The following is a 12,678-nucleotide window of genomic DNA, read 5'->3' as shown; positions in this document are numbered from 1 at the left end:
TCAACAGCCCTCACGAAAATAAGAACGTAGCTGTTCTACCTGGTCTTCGAAAGTCGGCACGCCTCCCAATATTTCCAGTGTGGCGTAGGGTACATATTCAAAATGTGAGGTCAAATCCTGTAACCTCAACATACCATCATCTAATTTTCTTGCCACATAGGTTCGGTTGCCATCTCTTTTGATATTGGCTACATGAAGTTCTTTTATATTACGCCATTGAATCTTTTCTAATGTTCGACGAAAAACATCCTGATTAAAACCACATGAAATGAACAATTGAGCGAAATCGATGGTCATAAGATGTTTGGTACTAAACTCGATGATTTCTTCTGGATTGGATAACCAAATTTTTTCGTTGCTTCGATTTTCAATGAACACAGAGATGTCTGTTTGTTGTTCAATGTCCTTGCAGTGAAACAAAAACTCTTCTAAAGACATTTTCTTTCTGAAAGGGGGTGCATCGTAAAGCCCAACACGCTGGTATGTTTAAGAAGAGTCTGTATAATCGTTACGTATTCCTGTTTTCGCTGTGCGATATTGTTTTCACTAGCACCCTTTTTCGTCCAATCCCCATGCAGGATAACGGGAAGATTGGTTTCATACGAAAGAAATCGTGATAAGGTTTGTTCTTTATTCAAACCGCAAATATCTAACTGAATATAATCCGCATTCGCAGATACACGAGGCAAACTCATTTGTCCAAATTTCATATTAACGCTCCTCTCCACGACTACGCAAAATACCATATCGCTTTTTTACACTTTTCACATGTCATACCCGCTTCATCATGCTCTGCCCAAAAGCTAAATTTCGCATAATCTTTTGTAACATATTGACCCCTTTCATCTGTTTGATGTTCTTTGCCTGTTTTATCGTCTATTGGATTAAATGTCATTTCATTACCTCAATCACATATAATCTTCACTCCCTATCCCCCCTTTTCTCAGCAACCACCAATACACTATCGGATAAGGAATATGCATCTCGAATTAAGAAAAGATGATTTTCTACAAGACGTTTAACTTCCTCTTTTTCAAAAGGTCTTTGAAAAGTTTTCACTTGATAACGACCTATCACAAACCCATCAGTATAGGGTTCTTTGTATTTTGTTTTAAGTATCCCATTTTTCTTTCGTACTTCTAAGTACAGGCGTCCACCAGGTTTTAACGAATTATGAATCTTTTCTAGTATCTCGTTTCTCTTTCGTTGTTCGGGGATAACATTTAAAACAAAACTGCAAAGCACGCTATCAAAGTAAGCTTGAGGGAGATATGATTCTGCTGTAAAGATGGACTTAATCGATTCGAGTTCCTGTTGGTGTTGTCTTTGTATTTGCAAGGGTGTGTCCAGTATCGACACATGATGCCCTTTAGAAACTAAATAGAGGCTGTTGCGGAGTTTGCCTGCTCCGTAATCTAGGATTTTATCGCCAATTACACAATCCCTCTCTAATCGCATTGCACTTTTTGAAATCCCTGTACGAATCGCAGTATTTTCTACCTGAATAACCATTAGTAGTTCTCTAAGAAAATAGGACATAAAAATTATGTCCTATTTTACTCCCTTATCTGCAGAATTGGATTTTCCATTGACGGCTGGTTGAATTGCGGCTAACGGAACGATTTTGCCTGTAATCGGCTTCGTTGTGGTCTCAAAGCGTAGAAGCATGTGTGGATTGGTTTGTTTGCTGACCACTTTTTGATTTTTATTGGGTGCAACCACTTCATACTGCAGTTCGATACCGTCTGTTGTTTCTTTTTCGGCATTTAAGCTAATTCCATATCCCGTTGTGTTTCTTACACCGCCTGATAAAAGGACAAACACTTCTTTAGAAGTTTTGACGGTGTAAAAGCCCTGTTTTTTCTCATTAGATTTCATCCATTTCTCTACTTCTGGTGCAAGTTTTACACTACTATCCAGAATCTCAAATTTAACAGGTTTTGGTGGAACCTTTGGGATTGGTTTTGGTTTTGAGAAATATAAAAAGCATCCAATCCCCACAATGAGAACTAAAATAATGGCTATAGCTATTTTGTTACTTTTGATATTCAAATGATGAATCCTCCCAACTTCATTTATGATTGTCTATAAATTATTATATATATTTTATCGACAATAATCAATATCAGTTGTTAGATTCTCGCCTGTTTTATGGTCAAGGTTCTTTAAATCACCTGACAACAAAAAATAAAAGCATGGTTTCGTGTCCATGCCTTTCTATACCTATAAGGGTTATTCACTTATTAACTGATTTTATTTACAACCACATCTGTTTATCTCAAAATGTTTATCACTTAGATGATAGACATCAAAATCACCACCTTTAGCAGCAAAGTACTGAAGTACTTTCGCTTTCATGTCAAAACCTCCCCTTCTACATGTGTACGTAATAAGGCAATGGCTTCATCTCGTTTTGCCTCATTTAACCCCTTATCAAAAAAGCTGGTTTGGACAAGATGTGGTAAGAATTCCTCCATATCATCATCATCATCAATAATGATAAAGTTGGCTGTAGGTTTCCTTAACCGTCTCAGGTATAATTGGATTTCCTTTCCTCTAGGCTCGTTTTGAAGGACTGGAGTTTTGCCAATCAGATATTGTTGCAAGCCATATTGTGAGAAAATAAGCTTTCTCAGTGTTTTCGTTGTGCCAAACTTACGCCATGTCGAAGATAGAACTATCTTAGCGTCGCATACCTTAATGATTTGTTTCAAGTTCTTCACGGCTACTGGGCAAAATTCTTGAAGCGTATGATATTTGCTACGAACATAGTGTTCACGATGATTCATGACACCATCAATATCTAAAAAAATAAGATTCATACCTAGCATCCTTTACATTTGTATTGGAATCGTCTTACTCGTCTAAAGAAATCCCAAAAAAGGTTTCAACTTGTTCTTTTAAGGATTTGCTATCTTCGCCATCCCTTATATGAAATTCTTTTACTTCTCCACCATACAAATGAACGACAATTTGAGTAATCAAACTGGAATTGACGTGTATCGACGGTACAACATAGTTAATCACACACTTGTTTTTCATTTGTTTCATAAACGTACTGAATTCCTTACTGTTCATGGTTTTAGGCATTTTGATTTCTCCTGATAAAGTAGATATTTAATCCACCTATTTATTTGCTCTAATAGATTGTATGTAGGGGAACGGCTTCTTACAAATTACTTTAGCCTGTAGGTTACGATTTTAAGGATTTGTTTATGATGAAAGAAGAAGCCCTTCAGAATATTTCAATGCTAGTTTTTTTGAAAAAGGAAGCCGCAGAACCCTCATCGTTCCGTTAAAACATTTGTTTTTTACGGGAATATATAGGTTTATGTTTTCCGAAAGTTACAGAGTGGGTTTAACCCTGTTATATCAAGGGGTTAAGACGATTTCTTAACCGCAATATATTCACTGTTTGTTAATCCGAACCGTTCTTTTAAAGCATTGGTTGGTTTTACGTAAGAAAGATTAAACCGCACCAAAAGACTCTTCCATATTTTATCCAATTCCTTTTCTCTTTCACCCAAGCTGGTCTTTGGAATGTATTTCTTTGCTACCATTTTTTTTGTGACATAACCTTTGTCACAAAGGATTTCATTTAATGTTTTCTCTAACTTTTTATGCAGAATCGGTGATACTTCGGCTTTTTTCTTTTTATTCTTCTGTACTTCTTGTACATAAATCGATTGTGCAAAGGCATCTCCAAATACAAAGGCGATTTTCGCCTTACTGATGTTCGAGTATTTCACGTTGTTTTCATAAAGAATTTTTGCCTGGTCATTGGCATACTCCAATACTTCAGACATTGGTGGAATGATGTAGTAGGAGATAATGTTGCCCAAACTTCGTTCATCTGCAATGGTTTTTGATTCCTTAAGAAGCTCTGATGGGATGTCTTTTTCGGGTAGTTTCTTAATCAACCCTAGCACCGCAAACAAATTAATGACTTTATTTGTTGTAGACAGGGTATAGTTGCCCAAGAAATTCGCAATATACGAATTCGAAGCGAAGAAGATATTTTGTCCATGATAACTATAGGCTTGATTCTTGATGTTGATATTTGCAATGACATTGATGGTCTCCAATACTTTAATATGCCCGACAATGTAATCGTATAAAAAAGGATACGCCCCTTGTATCCTATTTTTTGCTCCATGAATGAATGTAAGGTTTTCAAGGTATTTTTTATTTTGACTGTCCATCCAGACATCCTCCATAAATTTGATTTGAAAGTCGCTTACCGCATTTTGAATCGTAAGCGAAGTAGAAGTTCCGTAGTAAATTTCCAGCAAATCTATTAGGTCAAATCCTATCGTAGGGCTGTCCTTTCCCTTTGAGAAATAGCGAAAATGACCCGTATTGCTTTTACTTATCCATGCATAATGACCATCAATTAAACCACACGGGAAAAAACGGTCTAAGGAATCTACTCCCTTAATAAAAGCAAACAAATCAGCTTGTGAAAAATAGCGAAACAAATCTTCATAATTGTTAATTTGAAGACTCTTATAGCAAATAGAACTTCTCATTTTTTCAAAACTAAAAATGTCCGTCATTTTTTCTTTTATTTGCTCATGCAACAACCTTTTTTCAAGACTGTCCATTTTGCGGTATTTCTTGTTACTTTTCTGCTGAATCTGCCGCTCAAAATTCTTCATGGTCATGTAATAAAACAAGCCCGTGGTTTCGGTTATGTCCTGTAATGCATGGCTCACCTTCCCGCCCTCCTTCCTTATGTTGTATGATTCACGTTGAAACGATAGGAGCGGTACAATCTATATGGAAATATTTTAGTCAATTTTTATATTACTTTTGTCTATAGTCAATAAAGAGATTATAGCACACGGTTCTTTCTCTCTACAACAAGGTTTTTTAACGTACAAAAAACCTGATTCAAAAAATTGAATCAGGCTTGTTCCATTCATTATAAGGATATACGGAGTTATGGTTTGGTCTGATTTTATACAGCACAGTTCTTGTACCTGTAAATTATCAGCAAGGGATACGATTATCTCCTTATAACGCTTGAAAGAATTCTTTCTTATTAAGAATATACGTGAAAGGGGATTATCTTATAACAGTAAAAAGAGCAGACCTTAGTTTGTCTGCTCTTCCCTGTTTGAGGTCTGTACTTGTTTAGTATCTAACCTGTTAAAACGTTCTTCCTGTTACACATTCTTTACCTGTTTAATTTCTTACCTTGTTCATTTCCTACCTTTGCTATGTCCAGCCTTTGAAATGAATCACCTTTTTAAAATCTGGGCCTTTAATAGTTCTTCACTTTTGTTATCATCCCCTAGACACTCCTACATGTCGTCGGTATTTTCCCTACTTCTCTTTTGAATTTATAAAATTCTATTGGAGTAAACCTACACGTTTTGCTTCTCGTTCCCAAGAGGGGTACTCATTCAGAAGCAGGTCATACAATTCGTCATCAGAGACTAGATTTACATTTTGAATTTCAAAGAAGTTGGCGTTATCGATATAACGTCCACCCATTGTATCGAGGGTTTTTAAGAAGTTGAAGTCTTCGTCTCCAATCCCAATGAATTGGAAGAAGATATTGTGATGGGATGCCTGAATAATGGCTTGTTTTGCCTCTTCCTTATCGTAATTTTCACCATCGGTAATGAATATGACAAATGTCGGAACATTGGAGGGTTCTTCCCGTACATACTTCTGCACAATGTCATGAATGACAGGAGCGTAATCTGTACCGCCCCAAAAATCGTTAGCGGGATTATTCAAGATTTCTCTCTTCACATAATCAAAGAAATCTTGTTCCGAAATAGACTGTAAACGTTTGGCGTTGTCAGCGAAGAGCCACATATCCAGTTCTCCATTATCATCCAAACGAACAGCTACAGGAAGTAATCGTTCCACTACACTTTGAACCGTTCCATCCTTATATAACTTTTTCATAGAACCCGACTTATCCATCGCCACGGCTATTCTAGCAATAACATTTTCCATTGATTTTTTTCGAAGAGAAAGCGCGAATGTTTCTTTTCGCAAACTAAGTGTTTGAATAGCTTCCTCTTTTCTTGTGTTTACTGGCGCATTCGGATAGTTGGGTGCGACATTTGCTGGTGGTGGTGGTGAATAAGTGGAGCCAAGCGGAGGCGGTGCTTTTTCTGGTGCTTTCTTCTTAAAAAAATCAAAGATTCCCAATAGGCTATCACTCCTTTAAACTAGTCGAGCAGGATATGTAAAATGAAGTCCTACTCTGTTGACTTGAATTTATCATACCATTAATTTAGACTATAGTCAATAAAAAATATTATACTTTCATCTTAATTGAAAAACATAAAAAGACCCATCACACGACAGGTCTTTTACTACTTGTTATCGAACCAATCCTACACGTCTTGCTTCTTTTTCCCATGACGGATATTCGGTCATAAGCATATCATACAAACGTTCATCGGATAGGCTATTGATATCTTCAATTTTGAAGAAGTCTGCATTATCGATATAACGCCCCTCTAAATCATCCAATTTTTGTAGAAATTGAAAGCTTTCTCGTCCAATCCCGACAAATTGAAAGAAGATATTGTGCTTAGAGGCTTCGGTAATCGCCCTTTTCGCTTCCTCCTTGTCCCAATTCTCACCATCCGTAACAAAAATGATGAATGTCGGAACAGGAGAAGGCTCCTCAACCGCATATTTTTTAACAATGTCTCGAATAATCGGGGCATAATTGGTTCCGCCCCAGGAGGCTTTGCTCATAACTTCTCGATTCACGTAATCATAAAAATCCCTTTCCGTAATAGATGGGAGCCGTTTATAACCCTCTGAGAAAAGCCAAATGTCGAGTTCCCTATTATCATCCAAACGAAGAGCTACAGGTAAAAAGCGTTCTACCGTGGTCTGAACCGTCCCATTCTTAAATAACTTTTCCATCGAACCTGAATCATCCATTGCTACCCCTACTCTAGCGATTAAATCCAAAGATTTTTTTTCCAAACAAATTGAAAAAGCTTCTTTTCGTAAGTTTAGCGTTTGTATAGCTTGCTCTTTTGATATGTTGATTCCGCCTGCTCCTTCTTGTTGAGGCTGATTTCCTTTCATAAATCGGTCAAATAATCCCAACGATTTCACTCCTTATCATTAATGCTAATCTCGTTGTTTATGATATCATTTTTGTTGACTTTAGTCAAAAATATTTGGTAGTTCTGAAAAAGGAATGTTTCCTCAACAACTCTTTATAATAATAGAAATCACACAAAACAGGGTTTTACATAAAAACGATTTAAAGTCGAAAAAATTCAAAAGGATGGGATAATGATGAATCAATATGTTGAGAATTATCTAAAGGAATCTAGCGAAAAAGACGCTAAAAGAAGGCAATTAGAAACAGAATTTATAAGAAAGAAGCGGAAATAAAAAGTTAGAAAAACAAATAGAAAAACTTCGCAAACAGGAGTTTAGCAAAGCTACTCACGTATCATGGATAGACAAAATCCTTGTTCCTATTGCGGAAGAATTGGCAAAAAGGTTGAATAAACAATACAAGGTGTATGGACCTTTTGGGATTAATTCCCGCACAAGCATTCATTTGATTGATGACGAAAAGAAAAATATCATCGAACAAAAAACCTTATCTATTACCGTTCGACCAACAGATTTAAGAAACGGAATCCTTTATTACGAAACAGGAGAAGTAACAAATCAGTATGCCGATGGGTCACTCCCTGAATTAAATGGAGGAAACCAGGTTATAGCTCCTCTTCCTGATACAATAGAAGAGATTCTAGAATTGTTATAGTAGGTCAAAAAAATAAAAAAAAACACAGGATTTTAATGGTCCTGTGGTTTTTTTTATTCAAACTTATTTGTTTGGATTACTCCCTAACGGTTATATCCTTGTATAATTTGATTTGTTCTTCCTTTTCTTTTGTGAAATTTGAAGAGGTGTCAGCATGGATGGAAATATGATGACCTTCATGTAAGGACATCCCCCATTCTACCAACTTCTTTTCCACAAATGAATCAACGTATCGAGACAAATCCATCTTCTCTTTGCAGGTATGGCAGGCTAGAAGATAAGAGACAGACATCTATAACACTCCTCTTTAGATGATAACCAGGTTCTACATTCTTTTTTCACTTAGCTTTTCATATATACTAAAAGAGAATTCATCAAACACTTTGTATTCGACATCTTCCTCTCCTGTTTCACTTACTTTTACCAGATAAACATACTCTTCTTTGTTTTTATGCTTAACCTTGGCAACAATTTCACATTTCATGGTGTTACTTTCAAATTTATCACCAATCTCATATTCTTCATTTCGTTCTTCTTCCCTCTTAAATTCATCATCAAATTCCACAAGTTCATCCTCTCGAATTCTTCCCTCATTGAAAATCCAAGGACTCCATCCCTTATATTCACATACCTTTTCCCACAACCCTAAGTTTAGAAGTTGGAGAACCGTTAGTTTTATTGTAGCCAATGCGTTCCTCTCCTTTTTTATTTGGCTTGTTATCCTTATTTCTTAAGTTATTCTTTGAAATAACTGTGTATTTGTTCTCCGTTTTCTAATACTCCTTTATGGCTTGCATTCGCTATAACACTTCTTTGATAACCTTCGAAATAATATCAAAGGAATATCCCTTTCGAGCAAGTAGACCCGTTAATTTACGATACTTGGCATTTCTATCATCATTGGATAAAGACTTAGCTTTCTTTTCCGTTAACTCATAAGCTTGTTGATATTCTTCCTCTTCGTTTACACTCTCTTGAAGTACCTGCTCAATGACTTCTTTATCGACACCTTTGTGATAAAGCTCTTGTTTTAAGAGATTCTTTCCTGCTTTTTTAAACTTTTGTCTGTCGTGTACCAGTTGTTTGGAAAAGTCATAGTCATTTAAGTATCCATAATAGACAAGTTTCTCAATTGCCTTATCCATGATGTTTGGTTCATAACCTTTTTGCTTCATTTTGGTGTTAAGCTCACCCTTGCTTCTGGAACGAAAAGAAAGAAGATTTACCGCATAGTTAAAGGCTTTTGTTATCTCTTCTCCCATTAGGACATCCTCTATGAAGGCATCCTCAAGCCCCTTACCAGTAGATAAAGAGAATTTAATCAACACATCTTCATCAACCCCAAAGGCAAATGTGTCATCGAGGTAGATGTTGTAGCGATTTTTGTGTCGCTTTTGTTGTTCTATCTTGGTTATTTTTTTCATGTTTTTTTCTCACTTCCAAAGATGATTCTTTTTATTTAACACAAAAGCCGAGCGTAAGCTCGACTTCGACTGTATGATAATTGGACTTACTTACTTCGAGTCCAAACACCTTGTTCCTTCCAGATGCTTATACGATTACGAAAAATAACTATGCTTAACTCGTTTTACACCATAATAACGGTGAAGAATGGTATCTCTCGCTACAGTGCGGAGTACAGGCGTTGTATCAATATAATAACATCCATCCTGATAGGTTACAAAATGTTGATTACCCTTCAACCAGTATCTTCGTCCTCGATAGGTAAGTTCACTATCCACCACAATGTTTGCCCACTTCTTCAAGAGCCTTTTCCGTTTTATAGCCACGTTTGTCTCCTCGCTTCCGCTAATAGGCTACCAATTCCTCTTTTAATTCGTTGATACTATCCTTAATGATTTCTTGAGCATAGGAATCGGTTTCCGCTCGATTGTCTATGTAGTCAACAGAAATTTCCCCTACGTGATTGCGTATCACTTTTGCAATAACCGTTCCAGCTTCGTTGCCATTGTGAGTTTTCCAGGCATCAATGCAAATCACAACCCCATCGATTCCTTCACCTTCAACGTCCTCTCGATAATCATTTCGAATTTCTTTCCAAATCATCTTCTCTTACCCCTTTCATAGTTCCATTGTTCCTATTCATTCACATAGAACGTTTGCGGATAAACGCCATTTGTGCCAAACAGATTATGGTAGATATCAATAATCGTGGATACAGGTAAGGTTTCTAGGGTTTCTTTCGGCACATTGTTAGCATGATGAATTTCATCGATTAATAAGTTATAAGTCAGCTTTTTCATTTTCAACTCCCCATTCATTTCTTACCTTTTTGTTGCTCTTAATACAAACCCATCTTCTATCCAGTCTCCATCCAATTGATTCATAACAGCCTGTACATCTTGCCAACCCGTTTGCGGTTTATTCTGGATGGTAATAATGCCGCACCATTTGTCTGGAGAAAGGTCATCTATCATCAAATCTGGTTTTGGAATCACACAGCATACAAATTCTTGAATCTTTGCCTTCTCTACAATCTCTAAGGCGTAAGCCAATCCACCCTGCGACCAAATGAATACATTTGCTTTTGTGCTGATTTCTTTTATGGATTGGAGAGCATTCTCGATGAATGTCGCTCCTAAATCTCTGGTTATTGTATTGTCGATATCGATAAAGACATTAGACAAATTAGGATTGATTGTTTTCATCTGGATACCTCTTCTCTTGCGTTTTCTATAAATTTATTATATCATTATTTATATATATTGTAAATTATTTTTTACATGTTTTTTGTTTATTATGTTTAGTCTGTATAAAACAAGCGTTGGTAAAAGGAGTAGCTTGATTACAACAGAACAAGGAGTGAAGATAATGATAGATGCAAAAGAAGCGGCACGAATCAGCCTATACAATAGCAACGAAAGGGTATCTAGCGTGATTTATTCTTTAGAGAGCGGAATTAAAAGTAACGCTAAAACAGGCTTGCGAACACTCGAAGATTACTTTGTGATAAGGAAAAACGACGACGATATAAACATCGCTGACGTTATTGAATACTTTGAGTCTTTAGGATATATCGTCGAATACGAAGTGGGTATTAGCCCGATTAACGGAACAAAGACGTATAGCATACAATTGAAATGGTGAAAAGACGAAAATCTCTCCTACTCTAAAAGGGGGATTTTCCCTACATACCGTACCAAAAGAAAAAACACCTTAAAACTATAGGCTTGGCCGAGCTTCTAGTTTCAGGTGTTTCAACTGTACTGCTGATGTGTACGTGCTTTGGGGAAGCATGTCCACATGTTTTTTAGTAAATATTGTTTCCTATGATTATCGTTTGGGGAACGAATACCCATAGGTTTTAGAAAAGAACACTCTCTATTCTTTTGGGGGGATAAATGATAGAAGGAGCATTCCAGTGGGGTTTTATTCTTCTACTATTTTTTGAGAAAATAGCATTGAACGTACACCCTCGATTATCGTTCCTTCTCATTCCTTTATGTTGGGGGCATAAAGAAAGGTTGAATCCCGATAAAATAAATCTCAACTAATCATCTGCCTATCCTTTTGGTTAATCCGCTTGGGGAACGGAAAAACAACGGATAGAATAAGTCGTTAGTCATCAATTTACTATATTTTATACGGGTGTATAGTTCGTATAACCGCCTGTCGTTCTACCCTTGTTTGATAAATATGAACGGATTATAGTTGGAACAGCTTAAACATATACTAAATACATACAAATAAAAAAGAAAGGACGGTTTCAACCTTTGTTTACGCAAACACACAGATTATTGGCTTACCATATACATTCTCATATCAAAACGCATCTCCATTACGAGCTAAATATGGCTACGTTCTCTTGGGGAAGTATTAAACCTGATATTGTTCCTTCGCTTGCCCTACGAAAACATGAAAAAGAGGATAGTTTTAGTTTTCTAACCGAAAGAATTGTTCGGTTGATGAAGCTACATCCTCATTGTTTACAAGACGAACGGAAGCGACGGCATATTGAAAGTGAATTGGGTATCATTTGTCACTTTCTAACTGACTTCTTCTGTTTCACCCATACTCAACGATGTCCATTCAAACACGGCATGTTCTCTCATATTCGCTACGAATCATCCCTTCATAAACTTGCCAAACAACTTCCGAAAATTGAACCCGTACCTTTACCTGTTCTATCAGGGAAAAGTTTTGTTGATATTGAACGCTTCTTACAAGAAGCCCTCTCTGAATACGAGCAAAAACAGAATGTTAAACGAGATATTATGTATGCCGTAAGTGTATGTATACGAATCGTTTTCAGTTATCCTTACTGCCATTTTCTCAAATGACAAACCAATCCATCAAACTGCCTAAAAAAAAAGACGGGTTCCTCATGTAAACTAGGACTCGTCTTTTCGTATTTTTGTCAGAGTTCTACATCATCATTCTACATTGTTTTTACGTTGCGTCTGATAAAATAGAAAAGGTTCTATTGAGAGTAAATAGCTTTTGCTTATTTCGATTGCAATTCCTGTTCAATCTTTTGAATGGACTGCATGGTTTCATAAAAGCGATTATCAAGACTTCCTAGCTCTCGTTTGTAGACTTCAAACGAAAACGCACCCTTCTGAATGAAGGCAACCAGTTCTTTCAAATAGTCCTCCATGAAAACCAAGGCTTTTTCCGCCTCATTTTTAAAGGCTAGGGTATTCTTTGCAAACTGTTCATCTACATCGCTCTCTATGGGTTGTAACCCTTTTAGGTCTTCTTTCATTTTTTCCTGGAATTTCTCGATACTATTGATTCGTTCTTTCAAGATGGATTTCATTGTTATCATGTTTTGCATACAGTAAATTCCTCCTTCATACATTTCTTATTGGATAGTTAAGTTATTGCATTATACGAAGGATGCATATGATTTAGTAAGATTATCTGGTTCTACCCGTCGTAACTTTGAG

At 36.5% G+C, this 12,678-nt stretch carries 21 protein-coding genes; 3 read left to right on the top strand and 18 right to left on the bottom strand.

The window, feature by feature from the left end; genetic code table 11:
* The 10 genes from PP175_RS28195 to PP175_RS28150 all read right to left on the bottom strand — a co-directional run bounded on the left by PP175_RS28195 (position 1) and on the right by PP175_RS28150 (position 7,092).
* Entirely contained in the window at positions 1-420 is a 420-nt protein-coding gene (locus PP175_RS28195; RefSeq protein ID WP_272443534.1) for a hypothetical protein, read from the bottom strand.
* Positions 421-428: 8 nt separating this feature from the next.
* On the bottom strand, positions 429-710 hold the full coding sequence (locus PP175_RS28190) for a hypothetical protein (protein ID WP_272443533.1): 282 nt from the start codon (positions 708-710) through the stop codon (positions 429-431).
* A 20-nt stretch (positions 711-730) separates the two neighbouring features.
* On the bottom strand, positions 731-895 hold the full coding sequence (locus PP175_RS28185) for a hypothetical protein (protein ID WP_272443531.1): 165 nt from the start codon (positions 893-895) through the stop codon (positions 731-733).
* A gap of 26 nt (positions 896-921) precedes the next feature.
* Positions 922-1,512 carry a class I SAM-dependent methyltransferase gene (locus PP175_RS28180; RefSeq protein WP_272443530.1) on the bottom strand — a complete coding sequence of 197 codons (591 nt, stop codon included), beginning with the start codon at positions 1,510-1,512 and terminating at the stop codon, positions 922-924.
* 39 nt (positions 1,513-1,551) lie between these two features.
* Positions 1,552-2,052, bottom strand: coding sequence for a protease complex subunit PrcB family protein (locus PP175_RS28175; RefSeq protein WP_272443529.1), 501 nt, complete (start codon positions 2,050-2,052; stop codon positions 1,552-1,554).
* A 302-nt stretch (positions 2,053-2,354) separates the two neighbouring features.
* Complete coding sequence (locus tag PP175_RS28170; protein WP_272443528.1) at positions 2,355-2,822, bottom strand: HAD domain-containing protein; 468 nt, start codon at positions 2,820-2,822, stop codon at positions 2,355-2,357.
* Between the two features lie 34 nt (positions 2,823-2,856).
* Positions 2,857-3,090, bottom strand: coding sequence for a hypothetical protein (locus PP175_RS28165; RefSeq protein WP_272443527.1), 234 nt, complete (start codon positions 3,088-3,090; stop codon positions 2,857-2,859).
* Positions 3,091-3,380: 290 nt separating this feature from the next.
* Complete coding sequence (locus PP175_RS28160; RefSeq protein ID WP_272443526.1) at positions 3,381-4,715, bottom strand: hypothetical protein; 1,335 nt, start codon at positions 4,713-4,715, stop codon at positions 3,381-3,383.
* Between the two features lie 640 nt (positions 4,716-5,355).
* A complete protein-coding gene (locus PP175_RS28155) occupies positions 5,356-6,171 on the bottom strand; it encodes a vWA domain-containing protein (protein WP_272443525.1) in 816 nt (271 codons plus the stop codon).
* 174 nt (positions 6,172-6,345) lie between these two features.
* Complete coding sequence (locus PP175_RS28150; RefSeq protein ID WP_272443524.1) at positions 6,346-7,092, bottom strand: vWA domain-containing protein; 747 nt, start codon at positions 7,090-7,092, stop codon at positions 6,346-6,348.
* A 406-nt stretch (positions 7,093-7,498) separates the two neighbouring features.
* Between PP175_RS28150 and PP175_RS28145 the strand changes: the two genes are divergently transcribed.
* A complete protein-coding gene (locus tag PP175_RS28145) occupies positions 7,499-7,768 on the top strand; it encodes a hypothetical protein (RefSeq protein ID WP_272443523.1) in 270 nt (89 codons plus the stop codon).
* Positions 7,769-7,844: 76 nt separating this feature from the next.
* On the opposite strand, the gene PP175_RS28140 is transcribed toward PP175_RS28145, so the two are convergent.
* The 7 genes from PP175_RS28140 to PP175_RS28110 form a co-directional block, all read right to left on the bottom strand.
* Positions 7,845-8,060, bottom strand: coding sequence for a hypothetical protein (locus tag PP175_RS28140; protein WP_272443522.1), 216 nt, complete (start codon positions 8,058-8,060; stop codon positions 7,845-7,847).
* 33 nt (positions 8,061-8,093) lie between these two features.
* Positions 8,094-8,456, bottom strand: a complete 363-nt coding sequence (locus PP175_RS28135; RefSeq protein WP_272443521.1) for a hypothetical protein — start codon at positions 8,454-8,456, stop codon at positions 8,094-8,096.
* A gap of 112 nt (positions 8,457-8,568) precedes the next feature.
* The gene (locus PP175_RS28130) at positions 8,569-9,192 is read right to left on the bottom strand and encodes a RecX family transcriptional regulator (protein ID WP_272443520.1); all 624 of its coding nucleotides are present in this window, start codon (positions 9,190-9,192) and stop codon (positions 8,569-8,571) included.
* A 135-nt stretch (positions 9,193-9,327) separates the two neighbouring features.
* Positions 9,328-9,558, bottom strand: a complete 231-nt coding sequence (locus PP175_RS28125; protein WP_272443519.1) for a hypothetical protein — start codon at positions 9,556-9,558, stop codon at positions 9,328-9,330.
* 19 nt (positions 9,559-9,577) lie between these two features.
* Complete coding sequence (locus tag PP175_RS28120; RefSeq protein WP_272443518.1) at positions 9,578-9,835, bottom strand: hypothetical protein; 258 nt, start codon at positions 9,833-9,835, stop codon at positions 9,578-9,580.
* 32 nt (positions 9,836-9,867) lie between these two features.
* Positions 9,868-10,032: a hypothetical protein gene (locus PP175_RS28115; RefSeq protein ID WP_272443517.1), complete on the bottom strand. Its 165-nt coding sequence runs from the start codon at positions 10,030-10,032 to the stop codon at positions 9,868-9,870.
* A gap of 21 nt (positions 10,033-10,053) precedes the next feature.
* On the bottom strand, positions 10,054-10,437 hold the full coding sequence (locus tag PP175_RS28110) for a hypothetical protein (protein ID WP_272443516.1): 384 nt from the start codon (positions 10,435-10,437) through the stop codon (positions 10,054-10,056).
* Positions 10,438-10,600: 163 nt separating this feature from the next.
* Between PP175_RS28110 and PP175_RS28105 the strand changes: the two genes are divergently transcribed.
* Together PP175_RS28105 and PP175_RS28100 are read left to right on the top strand one after the other, a co-directional pair.
* The gene (locus tag PP175_RS28105) at positions 10,601-10,876 is read left to right on the top strand and encodes a hypothetical protein (RefSeq protein WP_272443515.1); all 276 of its coding nucleotides are present in this window, start codon (positions 10,601-10,603) and stop codon (positions 10,874-10,876) included.
* A 626-nt stretch (positions 10,877-11,502) separates the two neighbouring features.
* Positions 11,503-12,069 carry a zinc dependent phospholipase C family protein gene (locus PP175_RS28100; RefSeq protein WP_334314231.1) on the top strand — a complete coding sequence of 189 codons (567 nt, stop codon included), beginning with the start codon at positions 11,503-11,505 and terminating at the stop codon, positions 12,067-12,069.
* A 164-nt stretch (positions 12,070-12,233) separates the two neighbouring features.
* Here the strand turns inward: PP175_RS28100 and PP175_RS28095 are convergent, their stop codons facing one another.
* Positions 12,234-12,566, bottom strand: a complete 333-nt coding sequence (locus tag PP175_RS28095) for a hypothetical protein (protein ID WP_272443514.1) — start codon at positions 12,564-12,566, stop codon at positions 12,234-12,236.
* Positions 12,567-12,678 lie beyond the last annotated feature (112 nt).

Source organism: Aneurinibacillus sp. Ricciae_BoGa-3 (genome assembly GCF_028421645.1).
Lineage (GTDB): Bacteria > Bacillota > Bacilli > Aneurinibacillales > Aneurinibacillaceae > Aneurinibacillus_B.
Note: the sequence above shows the minus strand (reverse complement) of the source record. Positions and strands in the feature narration are given on the sequence as shown.

Excerpts from the sequence above, each read along its gene's own strand:
- PP175_RS28190 (WP_272443533.1), bottom strand. The coding sequence starts at position 710 with ATGAAATTTGGACAAATGAGTTTGCCTCGTGTATCTGCGAATGCGGAT.
- PP175_RS28185 (WP_272443531.1), bottom strand. The coding sequence starts at position 895 with ATGACATTTAATCCAATAGACGATAAAACAGGCAAAGAACATCAAACA.
- PP175_RS28180 (WP_272443530.1), bottom strand. The coding sequence starts at position 1,512 with ATGGTTATTCAGGTAGAAAATACTGCGATTCGTACAGGGATTTCAAAA.
- PP175_RS28170 (WP_272443528.1), bottom strand. The coding sequence starts at position 2,822 with ATGAATCTTATTTTTTTAGATATTGATGGTGTCATGAATCATCGTGAA.
- PP175_RS28165 (WP_272443527.1), bottom strand. The coding sequence starts at position 3,090 with ATGCCTAAAACCATGAACAGTAAGGAATTCAGTACGTTTATGAAACAA.
- PP175_RS28140 (WP_272443522.1), bottom strand. The coding sequence starts at position 8,060 with ATGTCTGTCTCTTATCTTCTAGCCTGCCATACCTGCAAAGAGAAGATG.
- PP175_RS28130 (WP_272443520.1), bottom strand. The coding sequence starts at position 9,192 with ATGAAAAAAATAACCAAGATAGAACAACAAAAGCGACACAAAAATCGC.
- PP175_RS28120 (WP_272443518.1), bottom strand. The coding sequence starts at position 9,835 with ATGATTTGGAAAGAAATTCGAAATGATTATCGAGAGGACGTTGAAGGT.
- PP175_RS28115 (WP_272443517.1), bottom strand. The coding sequence starts at position 10,032 with ATGAAAAAGCTGACTTATAACTTATTAATCGATGAAATTCATCATGCT.
- PP175_RS28110 (WP_272443516.1), bottom strand. The coding sequence starts at position 10,437 with ATGAAAACAATCAATCCTAATTTGTCTAATGTCTTTATCGATATCGAC.
- PP175_RS28105 (WP_272443515.1), top strand. The coding sequence starts at position 10,601 with ATGATAGATGCAAAAGAAGCGGCACGAATCAGCCTATACAATAGCAAC.
- PP175_RS28095 (WP_272443514.1), bottom strand. The coding sequence starts at position 12,566 with ATGCAAAACATGATAACAATGAAATCCATCTTGAAAGAACGAATCAAT.